At 36.3% G+C, this 15,472-nt stretch carries 10 protein-coding genes; 3 read left to right on the forward strand and 7 right to left on the reverse strand.

Going from position 1 to position 15,472, the window contains the following annotated elements; translation table 11 throughout:
* Positions 1–138: 138 nt before the first annotated feature.
* From ACM55I_RS00005 to trhO, 7 genes are all read right to left on the reverse strand, one after another.
* Entirely contained in the window at positions 139–798 is a 660-nt protein-coding gene (locus ACM55I_RS00005) for a CoA transferase subunit B (RefSeq protein ID WP_416844745.1), read from the reverse strand.
* Positions 799–800: 2 nt separating this feature from the next.
* The gene (locus tag ACM55I_RS00010) at positions 801–1,502 is read right to left on the reverse strand and encodes a CoA transferase subunit A (protein ID WP_416844746.1); all 702 of its coding nucleotides are present in this window, start codon (positions 1,500–1,502) and stop codon (positions 801–803) included.
* Between the two features lie 125 nt (positions 1,503–1,627).
* Positions 1,628–3,940, reverse strand: coding sequence for a penicillin-binding protein 1A (locus tag ACM55I_RS00015; protein ID WP_416844747.1), 2,313 nt, complete (start codon positions 3,938–3,940; stop codon positions 1,628–1,630).
* Between the two features lie 9 nt (positions 3,941–3,949).
* The gene (locus tag ACM55I_RS00020) at positions 3,950–4,429 is read right to left on the reverse strand and encodes a gliding motility lipoprotein GldH (protein ID WP_416844748.1); all 480 of its coding nucleotides are present in this window, start codon (positions 4,427–4,429) and stop codon (positions 3,950–3,952) included.
* Positions 4,413–5,696 (reverse strand): PSP1 domain-containing protein, encoded by a 1,284-nt coding sequence (locus tag ACM55I_RS00025; RefSeq protein WP_416844749.1) that lies wholly within the window; start codon positions 5,694–5,696, stop codon positions 4,413–4,415. The genes ACM55I_RS00020 and ACM55I_RS00025 overlap by 17 nt, the downstream gene beginning before the upstream one ends.
* 232 nt (positions 5,697–5,928) lie before the next feature.
* Positions 5,929–6,390 carry a nuclear transport factor 2 family protein gene (locus ACM55I_RS00030; protein ID WP_416844750.1) on the reverse strand — a complete coding sequence of 154 codons (462 nt, stop codon included), beginning with the start codon at positions 6,388–6,390 and terminating at the stop codon, positions 5,929–5,931.
* A gap of 58 nt (positions 6,391–6,448) precedes the next feature.
* Positions 6,449–7,804 (reverse strand): oxygen-dependent tRNA uridine(34) hydroxylase TrhO, encoded by a 1,356-nt coding sequence (gene trhO, locus ACM55I_RS00035; RefSeq protein WP_416844751.1) that lies wholly within the window; start codon positions 7,802–7,804, stop codon positions 6,449–6,451.
* Positions 7,805–8,725: 921 nt separating this feature from the next.
* On the opposite strand from trhO, the gene ACM55I_RS00040 reads away from it, so the two are divergent.
* The 3 genes from ACM55I_RS00040 (at position 8,726) to ACM55I_RS00050 (ending at position 15,419) form a co-directional block, all read left to right on the forward strand.
* Entirely contained in the window at positions 8,726–11,845 is a 3,120-nt protein-coding gene (locus ACM55I_RS00040; RefSeq protein ID WP_416844752.1) for a SusC/RagA family TonB-linked outer membrane protein, read from the forward strand.
* A gap of 152 nt (positions 11,846–11,997) precedes the next feature.
* The gene (locus ACM55I_RS00045; RefSeq protein WP_416844753.1) at positions 11,998–13,470 is read left to right on the forward strand and encodes a RagB/SusD family nutrient uptake outer membrane protein; all 1,473 of its coding nucleotides are present in this window, start codon (positions 11,998–12,000) and stop codon (positions 13,468–13,470) included.
* Positions 13,471–13,499: 29 nt separating this feature from the next.
* Positions 13,500–15,419: an arylsulfatase gene (locus ACM55I_RS00050; protein WP_416844754.1), complete on the forward strand. Its 1,920-nt coding sequence runs from the start codon at positions 13,500–13,502 to the stop codon at positions 15,417–15,419.
* Positions 15,420–15,472 lie beyond the last annotated feature (53 nt).

Raw genomic sequence — 15,472 nt, forward strand, 5'->3', positions numbered from 1 at the left:
GAACCGAATGAGGTTTAAAAACTGGCTGCATAATCGCTGATTTTGGTACTTAAAAATACGAAGAATCAAAGTAATAAACAAAAAAAACTGCCCGAAAATTACTTTTCGGACAGCCTCTTGTATTTAAATAATTTTAGTCTAATCAATCATCATTTCAGGAACATCCCCTTCAATGATCAAATCGGCTTCTGTGGAAGCGATAATGTGTTCTACAGTTACACCAGGTGCACGTTCCAATAGTTTGAAACCTTGCGGTGTTATTTCTAAAACGGCTAACTCGGTTACTACTTTTTTAACACAGCCCACGCCGGTTAGCGGCAACGTACATCTTTTAAGAATTTTTGATTCTCCCGCTTTGTTAACGTGCATCATGGCTACAATAATATTTTCGGCTGAGGCTACTAAATCCATTGCGCCTCCCATTCCTTTAACCATTTTTCCTGGAATTTTCCAGTTGGCAATATCGCCGTTTTCTGCAACTTCCATAGCGCCAAGAATAGTTAAGTCAACATGTTGGCCACGTATCATTCCAAAACTGAATGCTGAGTCAAAGAAACTGGCTCCGGGCAAAGTAGTTATGGTTTGTTTTCCTGCGTTGATTAAATCAGCATCTTCATCGCCTTCAAAAGGGAAGGGACCCATGCCGAGAATTCCGTTTTCGCTTTGAAATTCGACGTCAATTCCTTCGGGGATATAATTAGCTACTAGTGTTGGAATTCCGATTCCGAGATTCACGTAATAGTTGTGTTTTAATTCTTTGGCAATACGTTTTGCAATTTGATTTTTATCTAAAGCCATAATTAAAAAATTTTTCTCACGGTTCTTTGTTCAATTCTTTTTTCATAATTCACACCTTGAAAAATTCTATTTACAAGTATTCCTGGAATATGAATTTCATTTGGATCTAAACTTCCTGCAGGTAGCAATTCTTCTACTTCGGCAATGGTGATTTTTGCAGCTCCAGCCATACAAGGATTGAAGTTTCTTGCAGTTCCTTTGAAGATTAAGTTTCCGGCAGTATCGCCTTTCCATGCTTTTACAATGGCAAAATCAGCTTTGAAAGCATGTTCCATAACGTGCATTTTTCCATTGAATTCACGTGTTTCTTTACCTTCGGCTACTTCAGTTCCAAAACCGGCAGGTGTGAAAAAAGCGGGGATTCCTGCTTGTGCAGCACGACAACGTTCTGCTAAAGTTCCTTGAGGAATAAGATCCACTTCAAGTTCTCCAGAAAGCATTTGACGTTCAAATTCGGCATTTTCTCCTACATAGGAAGAAATCATTTTTTTGATTTGGCGTTTTTGTAAAAGCAATCCAAGACCAAAATCATCTACACCCGCATTATTGGAAATACAGGTTAAGTCCTTGTTTTCTTTTTTTACTAATTCGGCTATGGAGTTTTCTGGGATTCCACATAGTCCAAAACCGCCTAACATTATTGTCATTCCGTTTTCAATGCCTTGAAGTGCATCTTGAACGGTATTTACTTTTTTGTTGATCATAGTGTGTTTTTTAGCCCAGATGGGAACGGCATCCTTTCTAGTCCTGAATTTGTTTCAGTATTCTGAAATAAATTCAGGACTAGAAAGATACAGTGTACAGCTGGAAATAGCTCCTAATAAAAAATTTACAATTCGAATTCTTCGGTATCTTGTTGGATATTTGTAGTGTCTTTTACTACAGCTCGGGGTGTGTAACAATCTACTTTTATAGAAAGATTTGCGGGTCTGTCAAAATCACTTTTAGATACATGAAGACCGGGGTCATCATAGCAAAGTTTCATAAAATAACCCCAAACCGGTAATGCCGCAGTTGCTCCTTGACCGTAAGTTATGGTTTTGAATCTGGCCGAACGGTCTTCACATCCTACCCAAACTCCAGTTACAAGATTAGGAACCATTCCCATGAACCAACCATCAGATTGATTTTGAGTCGTACCTGTTTTTCCTGCTATTGGGTTTCTGAATGAGTATGGATAACCTGTCCAACGATTGTCTCCGTTACCTCCGCCAGTTGTTCGTAAACGCTCTCCAGAACCACCTTCGGTTACTCCTTCCAGTAATTTAATTACTGCAAAAGCAATATCTTTATTCAAGACATCATGTGATTCAGGTATTGGTTCATAGATTACTACGCCACTTTTGTCTTCAATTCTAGTTATAAATTGCGGTTTCATATAAACACCTTGATTTGCAAAGGTACTATAAGCAGCAACCATATCTTGAACGGTAATCTCTACAGCTCCAAGAGCAATTGAAGGTTGTACCGGAATTTCGGATTTTATACCTAATTTATGGGCTAAATCAACAACAGCTTCAGGACCTACTTTGTCCATTAGTTTTGCTGATACTGTATTTATAGAGTTTGCTAAACCTTGTTTTAAAGTTACCATTCCGCGGTATCTGTTGTCAGAGTTTTTTGGTTCCCAGTCTTCGGTAACGTGATGGCGTCCTTTGTGAATCATAAACGGACCATCAATAATTGAGTCACAAGGAGACATATTCAATTGTTCTATGGCAGTGGCGTACACAAATGGTTTGAAGGTAGAACCTACTTGTCTCGCCCCTTGTCCTACGTGATCGTATTGAAAATATTTATAGTTGATACCACCAACCCAAGCTTTTATATTACCCGTTTGTGGCTCCATGGCCATTAATCCAGATTGTAAAAAATGTTTGTAATAACGAATGGAATCCAATGGTGTCATGATAGTATCTCTTTCTCCTTTCCAGGTAAAGACTTTCATTTTTGTTTTTTCCTTAAAGGAAGCCAGAATTTCTTCTTCACTTTTATCCATTGATTTCAGAACTTCCCAACGGTGGGAGGATTTCATCGCCTGATTTAAAATTCGTTGTGTTTCTACTTCAGAAATATTAACAAAAGGAGCGTTTTTATTGCCTTTAGATTGAATAAAAAACTCTTCTTGTAGGTTTGCCATGTGAGCTGAAACGGCTTCTTCAGCATGCAACTGCATTCTTGAGTCTATGGTGGTGTAGATTTTTAATCCATCTTTGTAGATGTCATAATCAGAACCGTCCGGTTTTTTATTTTCTTCAACCCATTTTTTCATGTAATCACGTAGATATTCTCTAAAATAAGTCGCGGTACCATCTTTATGTGTTTCTAATTTGAAATGTAAAGTGATGGGTAAACTTTGTAAATTTAATTTTTGTGGGTCAGTGATAATGCCTGCTTTTTCCATTTGCAAAAGCACTACATTTCTACGATTTTTGACCCCTTGCGGATTTCTTACCGGATTGTATAATCCAGAATTTTTGAACATACCGACTAATATTGCGGACTCATCAATGGTCAAATCTTTAGGCTCTTTTGAAAAATAGGTTTTTGCCGCGGAACTTACCCCAACAGAATTATTACCAAAATCATATACATTACAATACATGGCAATAATTTCATTTTTAGTGTATTGTCTTTCTAGTCGAATGGCAATGATCCATTCTTTGACTTTTTGAACAATTCTAAAAGGTAAAAATTTAGAACCTTCCCCGTGAAATAATTGTTTGGCTAATTGTTGTGTCAATGTGCTCGCTCCACCACTTGTTCCTAAACTTGCAATGGCTCTCAATGTTCCTCTGCCGTCAATTCCGGAATGCTCATAAAAACGGGCATCTTCAGTTGCCACTAATGCTTGAACAAGATTTTTTGGTAAGTCGGAATACTTTAATTGAGACCTATTTTTTTCAAAATATTTACCCAAAACGACTCCATCAGCTGAGATAATTTCTGTAGCTAAATTGGAATCTGGATTTTCCAAATCTTCAAAAGAAGGCATAGAACCAAAAAGCCCCCATGACGCAAATAAGAAAAACAGAGCGATAATCCCCATTCCATAAAAGAAAATTTTCCAAAATTTCTTTTTGTAGTAGGTGATATCTTTATCAATGTTTTTTGTCTGATTGTTATTTTTTTTGATAGCCATAATACTTTCTTAATCTTTTTTTTCTATTCTAAAACCTACGTCTGTAATTCCATCTAAAAGCTTCACGCCAGGAACTTTACCATTTTCTCTTACGGCTTGTTTTATATAAATTTTGTATTTTCCATTGAAGTTTACATTTTCCTTATAAAATAATTTACTTTCTTTAATATCAGAAAACCCATCACCAAGCAATGTTCCGTCCGAATTTGCCATTTGGTACTCTAATGTATCTACTTTCGTAAAGCCATTTGGTTTTTCCATGGCTACGATTAAAAATATATTGTTGTATTGATAGTTATTATTGTCTCTCAGGTTTATATACAAATTATAATGCTTTGTGGAGTCCAATTTCGGTAAATTGAAAGTTACAATGCTATCTTTATTCCAGCCGTTGCCAACTGATTTGTATTCATCAAACACTCTTTTTTTATCACAAGAGAAAAAAAGGATTGCCACCAAAAGAAGTAAAGCGCTATTTTTTAGCCTCATTTTTAGTAATAATTATAGGTTTTCTAGGTTCAGTAGGTTTTGCAGCTACTGGTTTTTTTTCATTTTGAGCCTGACGGTTATTGTTGTTGTTATTGTTTGCGGGTTTATTATTGTTTGCCACAATAGCATTTTCTCCGGCTGGCTTGCGTTTCTTATTTGGTTTTTTCTTAGGTTTTGGCTGGTCAAAACGTGTTAAACTTTCTTGACCCATCGCATTATTGAAGTTTTTCTCTGGTTCTACCACAATTTCTATTGCGTAATCTTCAAGAGAAGAAACTTTATTTTTTAATTTGTTTTCGGCAACAATTTCTTTGACTTGGTCTATTTTCAAGACATGCCAATTGGCAAAATTATTGGTGTAAGCAAACCACATCAACCCTTTGAAAATATCTTGTTTCTGACAAATAGCATCTCCTTTTTCAGTTACCAGTTTTGTTTCGAAATCTGGAAAATCTTTCAAAGCATCCATGTAAGTATCTAACTCATAGTTCAAGCAGCATTTTAATTTACCGCATTGTCCGGCAAGTTTTTGTGGATTCAAAGACAGTTGTTGGTAACGCGCTGCTGAGGTGTTTACACTTCTAAAATCGGTTAACCAAGTTGAGCAACACAATTCTCTTCCGCAAGAACCAATTCCTCCTAAACGAGCTGCTTCCTGACGGAAACCTACTTGTTTCATTTCGATTCTGGTACTGAATTCTTTAGCGAAATCTTTAATCAATGCACGAAAGTCAATACGATCATTTGCGGTGTAGTAAAACGTAGCTTTTGATCCATCTCCTTGAAATTCGATATCTGAAATTTTCATTTCCAGTTTTTGAGCAATCGCTAATTCACGAGCACGAACCTTCATAGGCTCTTCTCTGTCTCTTGCGGTGGACCAAATATCGATATCTTTTTGGGATGCTTTTCTATAGATTTTAGGAACATCATTGCTTAGATGATTGACTCCTTTTTTCTTCATTTGAATTTTTACTAATTCGCCTGTCAAAGTTACAATTCCTATATCGTGTCCTGGTGAAGCAACGGTGGCAACAATGTCGCCCATGCTTAACGTTAGTTTCTCCGTATTGCGGTAAAATTCTTTTCTTCCGTTTTTGAAACGTACTTCAACACAGTCAAATGGAGCATCGCCATTAGGCAAACTCATATTAGAAAGCCAATCGAAAACCGTTAATTTATTGCAGCTATCGGTGCCGCAAGTCCCATTATTTTTACAACCCTTAGGTGAGCCACCATCAGAAGTTGAACAACTTGTACATGCCATAATCTTATATGTAGTGTTGTGACTGGCACAACTTAAGTTCTTAAAACGTTTAATGTGTAAAGATAGTATTTTTTGATTGAATGTTTCAAAGCCAAAATACTACTAAAATCATAAATTTTCAGACACTAAAAAAAGGGGTTTTTAACAAAAAAAGCTGCTTGAAATTATTTGATTTCAAGCAGCTTTGATAAGAAATAGGAATTAAATCCAATGGATTTAATCGTTTAACAAATTAAAACATAGGATGATTATTTGCTGATTTTTCCGGAACAGCCTGCATTACATCCCAATGTTCCACAATTTTGTTGTTTTTAAGTTTAAAAATATCAATAACTGAAGTAAGTTTTCCATCAGCACCTTTAGATTTTAAGTGAATAAAAACCAAATCACCATCAGCGGCTATATGTTGAATGTCAATTTTTTCCTTTGGTGCACCAACAAACCATTTTTCAACACCGTCTTTTAGTGCTTTTCTTCCATCTGCCACCATAGGATTATGCTGAATGTAATCTTCTACAATATATTTGTCAATTGCTGAAGTATCTTTGTCGCCAAACAAAGATTGATAAAGAGTAGAGACAATTTTTTTATTGGTTTCTTCTTGTTTTAAATTTCTTTTTGATTGGGCATTTATTTCAATCGACATTGATAAAAGTAAAATTAAAATCGCTGATTTTGAAAATAAATTATTCATTTTTTAAATTTTAAGTTGTTTTATATGATTGTATAAAAGGGAGTTAAAGGTATTGAAATTAGTCTAAAATTTTATACAATTTATCTGATAATCTAATTCTGAATGGCAGTTTAAAAGTACAAGTGTCTCCAGAAACTGCTTTTTCTTGAGCCAAATCGTTAACCAGCATTTCTTCGATTACTAATTTTTGTTCACCGGTTGTAGCACCTTTGATCAGAATAGTATCGCCAATTTTGATTTCGTTTTCTTCAATTAGAAATTGACCAATACTTGGTTTTGGAAAAAAATGGGTTCCTTTTCCAATATAGATTTTCTTAATTTTTTGTTCTTTTTTGATTGCAATTTTTGGTTTGTCAGCAACAAAAATACCATGTGTTTCTTCACTGTTTTTGAAAGTCAAAACATCTGATTTTCCTTTTTTGAAAATCTTATTTCCATTTTTTATTCCTCTGCGAATGGCTTTTTGTTCTTCTTCCGGCAAATGAATCACACTCACACATTCAGCTGAACAACAACCTTCCATTGCCGTTGCACATTCCTCACATTGGATGAAAAGTAAATGGCATCCTTCGTTCACACAATTGGTATGTACGTCACAAGGTGCTCCGCATTGATGGCATTGTGAAACGATATCATCCGTAATTCTTTCGCCCAAGCGGTGATCAAATACAAAGTTTTTACCAATGAATTTACTTTCTAATCCTTCGGCTTTTACCTGGCGTGTGTATTCAATAATTCCGCCCTCGAGTTGGTATACATTTTCAAAACCTTTGTGTTTGAAATAAGCACTGGCTTTCTCGCAACGAATTCCTCCAGTGCAATACATCAATAGTTTTTTGTCTTGTTTGTGTTCAGAAAGTTGTTCTTCGATAATGGGTAATGATTCCCGAAAAGTATCAACATCTGGTTTTATGGCTTTGGTAAAATGTCCAATTTCACTTTCGTAATGATTTCGCATATCGACCACAATGGTGTTTGGGTCTTCGAGAAGTTCATTGAATTCCTTAGCTTTTAAGTGAATACCTATATTGGTTACATCAAAAGTTTCGTCCACTAAACCATCAGCCACAATCTTATCACGGACTTTTACAGTCAGTTTCAAGAACGAATGATCATCTTGTTCTACGGCGATATTCAAACGGATGCCTTTCATGAAATCATAGGCTTCGATGGAATCTTTGAAAGCATAGAAATTATCTGCAGGAAGTGATAATTGGGCGTTGATTCCCTCACTGGCTACATAGATTCGCCCAAGAACTTCAAGAGCGTTCCAAGCCAGGAATAATTCGTTACGAAATTGTGTTGGATCTGAGATTTGCGCATAAGCATAGAAAGACAACGTAAGACGTTGTTTTCCGGCATCATCAATCATGATGGCTCTTTCTTCTGCGCTTAAGGTGTTATACAGTTGCATGCTATAAACAGTTTTAAGTTGAGAAATTTATTTTCGATAAAATATTCAAGTGAATTTTCTTGAACGGTGCAAAAGTAACAAATTGTAGAATAATTGCTTTATGAATATAAAAAAATTTAGCTCCCTGACTTCTTTTAGAAATGGGTGTTAATTTGGATTAAAAAGGAGAGTAAAATTAGAATGCGACACTTTTTATGCCAAGAAGAGTCAGATTCTCTTTCTTTAAAGATCCTTTGAGTGGTTTAAAAAAGCTGTTTTTAATATACATTTCCCTAAAATTTTGATGAAGTTGATCGGGTATAATGTTTTTCTAAAAGACGAAAATTTATTTCATTTTATTAATTAATATGCTTAATTTTAATAGATTAACTTCTTATTGAAATTGACTTTATTGAATGAAACTGCATTTTAATTTTGATAAAATTAACTTTTTTTTAAAAAAATTAATAAAATTTTTGGTGGTTTAAATTTATAACTTACATTTGTCTATAGGAATAGTAGAGTTTAAAAAACTACATTTATCACAACAAAAGCATAAATTTTGAAGACTATCAAATACATTTCTTTTTTGATCATGCAGGTATCTTTTGCATTTGGCGCTCCATGCCGAATGTGTTGCTGTTGTTAAAATACTTCAATCTAAATCATTTTATATTTCCTAAATATCAAATTCAAAGTAATTTACTACGTAAGTTTTTTGGATGTTTTGGAATATAAAATCCCTCAAAATTTTATCAAAATAGACATAATAATAAATAAATAAACAAAAATGGAAAAACGAATGTGCTGTAAATAAAAAAAGCCATTTCTGCGGGAACAGAAATGGCAGGCTTAAAAAAAAATGTTCATCTCTAAAAGGAAAGCGAAAGTTGAAAAAATCAATTTTTCGGCTCGCCTTATTTATTAAACCATAACAAAGTAATGAAAAAAAAATTAAACATATATACGTGGTTATGCATTTTACTAATTTCAGTAGGAATTAATGCTCAAGAAACCAAACCACTTATCCAGTCTAAACTCGATGGAAAAGTAATTGATCAAATAACAAATGAACCTATTATTGGAGCTTCAGTAACTATTAAAGGAACAACGCATTCTGTTACAACGGATGCAGAAGGAAAATTTTATTTTCAAACCGGGCAAAAGTTTCCTTATACTTTAATTGTAAGTTATATTGGGTATAAAAAAGCAGAAGTAATTGTAGATGGCAGCCCGACTATCATTAACTTGAAGCAAGATCTCCAAGAACTAAATGAGTTAGTAGTGGTAGGCTATGGCACTCAAAAAAGAAAGGATATCACTGGTGCAGTCTCCTCAGTTCCAAAAGCAAACCTAAATCAAGTTACTTCCTCTGCAGACAACTTATTGAGAGGTGCAGTTTCAGGAGTGGTTGTTACTCAAAGTTCAGGACAACCGGGTGCTAGTTCCAGTGTTCGTATTAGAGGAGGAAACTCCATCACGGCAGGTAATGAGCCACTTTATGTTATAGATGGAGTGTTGATTTACAATGACAATAATAATGGGACTGCCGGAGTGGCTTTTTCTGGCGCTGGAATTAATGTGCTTTCCACTATCAATCCTAACGATATTGAGTCTATTGAAGTATTGAAAGACGCTTCTGCCACAGCGATTTACGGGTCACGTGGGGCCAATGGCGTGGTACTTATTACTACCAAAAAAGGAATCAAAGGACAAGATAGTATTTCGTTTCAAACGTATTTTGGTACCCAGAGAATCTCTAAAAAACTAGACCTTCTTGATGCTTCCCAATGGGCAAGTTTGCGTAACGATGTTCAGGCAAGTATAGGTCAAGCACCTTCTTTTTCTCCCGCTCAAATAGAAGCGCTGAAAACTTCAGGAGGATATGACTGGCAATCGGCAGCTTTCAGAAATGCTCCAGTTCAAAATCACCAATTGACATTTTCTGGTGGAGACGATCGCTCTAGATATGTTGTTTCATCAGCCTATTTTAATCAGAAAGGAATCGTGATTGGATCTGACTTTAAACGAATTTCGCTTCGTGCCAATTATGAGAGAAATTATTCGCAAGCATTCAAATTTGGGGTGAATGCCAATTATAGCAATTCCATATCGAATGGTATTGGGTCGACAGGTGGTGGTAGAAATCCTAATGCATTGGTTAGTGTATTGTTGACGGCTCCAGTAGTTCCCATTAAAAATGCTGACGGAAGTTATAATGTAACCAATAATCCTTATGCGACTTCAGTGAATGGTTATATACCCAATCCAATCAACGATTTGGAAAACACGACCAACGAAACTAAAATTAACAGAATTTTGACCAGTTTATTTGGGGAGTATAAAATTAACAAAGAACTTACTGCTAAAGTTGCTGTGAGCGGTGATGTGATTAATACTAAACAAAATTATTATGCACCATCCAATACTACCACTGGGGCTTCAACTAAGGGATTAGCTTCCGTTGGTTATAGATTAGTAAGTTCAGTGTTGAACGAAAATACGTTGAATTACAATACCCGTTTTGGAGAGGACCACAAGTTTTCAGCTTTGGCAGGATATACGCTTCAATATACACAAGGAGAGGTTGTTAATGCAGGTGCCAATACTTTTGTAAATGATGCTAATGCCTACAACGCTTTGCAAGATGGTGTGGCTGTAAAACCGTATAGTGATGCATTCGAAAGTGTATTGAAATCATGGTTGACCAGAGTAAATTATTCTTATAAAGGGCGATACAATTTTACGGTATCAGCACGTGCAGATGGTTCTTCAAGATTTGGTTCGAAATCGCTTTGGGGCTATTTCCCATCAGCAGGATTTTCTTGGAACATTACCGAAGAAGATTTTGCTAAAAATATAAAAGGTGTAACGGAAGCAAAATTTAGATTAAGCGCAGGAACAACAGGGAATCAAGAAATTGGAAATTACCTTTCTTTGGCTTCGATCGGTTCTGTCAATTATGCTTTTGGTGGTACAGTACAAACAGGATTGGCACCCACTCGTCTAGCAAATCCAGATTTAAGATGGGAAAAAACCACCCAATATAATGCTGGTTTGGACTTGTCATTATTGGACAGAAAAGTAAATTTCGTTTTTGATGTTTACTACAAAAAAACAAATGATTTGCTTATCAATGTGCCAGTTCCATTGACCTCAGGCTTTGCTACTGTTCTTCAAAATATTGGAGGGGTTGTAAATAAAGGAATTGAAATTGGCTTGATAACAGAAAATTTAAAAACAGAAAATTTCTCTTGGAATTCGAACTTTGTGTTTTCGACCAACCAGAACAAAGTGGTTGAAATAGGAAATGGGGTGAAACAATTTTTCCCGGTAGTTCCAAACGGTTCTTTGTTGCAACAACAACCCGTAACGGTAAAAGTGGGAGAGCCATTGGGAACTTTTTGGGGATACAAAACCAACGGTATTTTTCAAACCCAAGAACAAATCAATACCCAACCTAAAATAAACAGTCTCGCCAACACAAAGGTGGGTGACAGAAAATACGTGGACACCAATGGAGACGGAATAATCTCGGCTGCAGACAAAGGTAGTCTAGGAAGTTCACAACCTAAATTTGTTGGAAGTTTTAGCAACACGATTTATTATAACAATTTCGATTTGAATTTTTCTTTCCAAGGTAGTTATGGAGGTAAAATATTTAACGCCTTGAACCAACAACTAGAAATTTCTACACTTGGAACCAATGCCGCGGCTACGCTGGAAGACCGTTGGACCACTACTAATCCAAGTAATGAAATTCCTAGAGCCTCTAGTTCTCCACTGGGGATAGTTTCGGAACGTTACGTAGAAGATGCTTCCTTTTTGAGATTAAAAACAATCACTTTAGGTTATACACTTCCTAAAAGTCTTTCTTCAAAAATAGGAACCAAGAGCATTAAAGTATATGTATCTGCCGAAAACTTAATTACCTGGACTAAATATACTGGCTATGATCCAGAGGTAAGTTCTTACGAACAAAACAATTTATATCCCGGAATTGACTTTGGTGCTTATCCAAATTCTAAAACATTCATCACGGGCTTGAACGTAACTTTCTAATCTTCCCCGGCCCCCTCCAAAGGATGGGGAGACCAGAGGCGAATGTATTTGTTTGTAATTGATGACCGATAGTAGTTGGTCATAAATACAAACGCAGTAGCAAGAATTCTATTCACAGAAGCTATAAGATTTTAAATAAAAAAAATATAACAATGAAAAAGACAATAATAACATTCCTATTAAGTGCCAGCCTTTTGATATCGTGCACGGATTTAGAGGTAACACCTACCTCTTTTATTACCAAAGAAAATTTCTTCAAAACTCAGGATGATGCCACAGCCAGCGTGACGGCAGTGTATGCTTCTTTGAATATTGAACCAGGTGAGCAAAGCTTATTTGGTAGAAATTTATATTTCTTGACAGACATGGCTTCTGATTATGCAGCAGCCGGAGTTTCTGCAACGAATCCTCAAGTAAGAGCCTTAAGCAGTTTGACTCACGATGCCACTTCAGATCGTATTCAATTAGCTTGGCGCCAAATTTATAACGGAATCAATAGAGCCAATGTGGCGATTGATAATATTCCTAATGTGCAAGGTCCTGATGTTGTCAAAACCAGATTGATTAATGAAGCTAAATTCATCAGAGGGTTATTGTACTTTCAGGCAGTTCGCCTTTGGGGTGGAGTTCCAATCGTTTTACATGAGCCAACTTCAATTAATGTAGAGAGTCTAAAATCAAATAGAGCTTCTGTGGATGCCGTTTACGCACAAATTATCTCAGACTTAAAAGATGCCGAAAATCTTCCGTCAACTTATACCGGAGCGAATGTAGGTCGTGCCACTTCGGGTGCTGCAAAAGCCATTTTAGCCAAAGTATATTTGACCAGAAAAGATTGGCCAAATGCTATTCTAAAAGCGAAGGAAGTTATTAATGGCGGTTACGGATATGCACTTTTCGAAAATTTCGCTGATGTGTTCAATAAAACGAAGAAGAATGGAAAAGAACATATTTTTTCTGTTCAGTTCGAGCCTAATCAAGCAGGCAATGGTTCTAGCGGCAGTACTTTTCAGGCTACTTCTTTCACTGGATTTACTGCCACGGAACCAGCAGATATTATTTCGGATGTAGCCTTGTTTTATGACATTTATGCGACAGGAGATACCAGAAGAGATGTGAGTTATACCAAACAATTACTCAATCCTGCCACAGGAACGCTGTATACTTTTCCCAAGCCAATTTTTAGTAAATATCTAGATGTGACCAATTTGGCAGCACCAGGGAATCTGGCTATCAATTTCCCGATTATTCGTTATGCTGATGTTCTATTGTCTTTGGCAGAAGCGATTAACGAGAAAGATGGAGCAACCACTGAATCTTTGGAACTTGTGAACCAAGTAATAAGAAGAGCTTTTGGAAAACCAATTTTCACACCAGACCTAACAGTAGATTTAATAGGACTTACAACTTTTCAATTAAGAGAAGCTATTCGAGAAGAGCGTAAAAAAGAATTTGTTCAGGAAGGACAGAGATGGTTTGATTTAGTGCGTTGGGGAACTTTGGTTACCGAAGTGAAAAAAGTAACGGCTAAAAATACGGTTTCAGAACGAAACAATTTGTATCCAATTCCTCAAAGTGAGCGAAATATTAATCCAGTAGGATTACCACAAAATGATGGTTATTAATCTCTTAAAAACAATAAAAAAATATAACGATGAAAATTTTTAAACCTAATTTCAAATTCAAAAGCCCTCAAAAAGGGCTTTTAATTACAGCTTTACTTGTTGCACAATTTGGCTTTGCCCAAAATAAATCAGACGCCAATTACAAAGGCGTTATTGGCAAAACCTTGGCCGAATCAAAAGAATATTGGCCACAGCCTGTAAAAGCTCCTGCAGGAGCGCCTAATGTGGTTTGGGTTTTGCTGGATGATGTAGGATTCGGTGCTTCCAGTGCTTTTGGAGGGTTGATACAAACGCCAACTTTTGATGCTTTGGCTAATAATGGATTGCGATATACTAATTTTCATACTACGGCAATTTGTGCGCCAACCCGTGCGGCATTATTAACCGGTAGAAATTCAGGAAGAGTTCACGTTAGTGGTTTTTCACACACTGTTTTATCGGCAGGTTTTCCAGGTTGGGATGGAAAAATTCCATCAGACAAAGGAACGATTGCCGAGATTTTACGAGATAATGGATACAACACTTTTGCGGTGGGTAAATATGGAGTAACTCCTGATGAAGACGCTACAGATGCAGGTCCTTTTGACAGATGGCCAACAGGGAAAGGATTCGATCACTTCTTTGGTTTCCTAGGGTCACAAACGGATCAATACAATCCTGATTTAATAGAAGATCAGGCACATGTAAAACCTGACGGCCGCCATTTAACGGACCAAATTACCGATAAAGCCATTAGCTACATTACTAAACAACAAAAGGCCGCACCGGGAAAACCGTTCTTTTTATACTATGCACCAGGAGCTGTTCATGCACCACACCAAGTAGCCGCATCATGGAGCGACCAGTACAAAGGAAAATTTGACGAAGGTTGGGATGTATATCGCGAAAAGGTGATTGCCAATCAAAAGAAATTAGGGGTAATTCCTGCTAATGCGGTGTTGCCGGAACGTAATCCGCTTATTGCTGATTGGAAAAAACTAACTCCAGACCAAAAGAAAGTATATGCCAGATTTATGGAAGTGTATGCAGGATATCTCACCTATACGGATCACGAAATAGGAAGAGTGATCAATTATTTGAAAGAAAGTAATCAATTGGATAATACCCTGATTTTTGTTGCCATTGGGGATAATGGAGCCAGTAAAGAAGGTACTACACAAGGTACGATTAGCCAAAATCTTTTTTCCCAAGGGGTATCTGAAGAAAAAAACTTCCAGTCTAATTTAGACAATATTGGAGAGATTGGTACCGCAAAAGGGTTGAATACTAATTATCCTTTGGGATGGGCGCAAGCTACCAATGCCCCTTTTAAAAATTGGAAACAAGATGCACAATCAGAAGGGGGAACACGTAATCCATTGATTATTCATTATCCAAAAGGGATTAAAGAAAAAGGAGGAATCAGAAACCAATACAGTCATGTAACGGATATACTTCCTACTACATTGGATATTGCCGGAATTAAAGCACCACAATATATCCGCGAAATTAAGCAAGACATTATACAAGGGTCTTCTTTATATACTTCGTTAAATGATGCTAAAGCCGAATCCTTACACAAAGTACAATACTATTATATTTTTGGAAACAGAGCCATTTACAAAGACGGTTGGAAAGCTGGTGCAGCGCATCTTCCGGATTCTTTTGCCTTAAAAAGCGCTTTAGGTAAAAATGAAAAACCAACAGCAACTAATTTTGATACTGATGTTTGGGAATTGTACAACTTGAATGAAGATTTTAACGAGCGTAATAATCTGGCTAAAAAGTATCCTGAAAAATTAGAGGAACTTAAAAAATTGTTTGAAGAGCAAGCCAAAGCGAATAACCTGTATCCGTTAATTGATTGGCAAGATGTATTGGGTAGAAGAATACATAACCCTTCAGGTGATAAAAATCAAAATATTCAGGAATTAATTCATAAAGCACCTCAGACGGGTAGCACTAATTAATAACTCAATCTAGAATTCAGGTCTATTGTTAGAACCTAAAAAGACCTGATTCT

This window comes from Flavobacterium algoris (assembly GCF_048158525.1).
In the GTDB taxonomy this organism is placed as follows: domain Bacteria; phylum Bacteroidota; class Bacteroidia; order Flavobacteriales; family Flavobacteriaceae; genus Flavobacterium; species Flavobacterium algoris.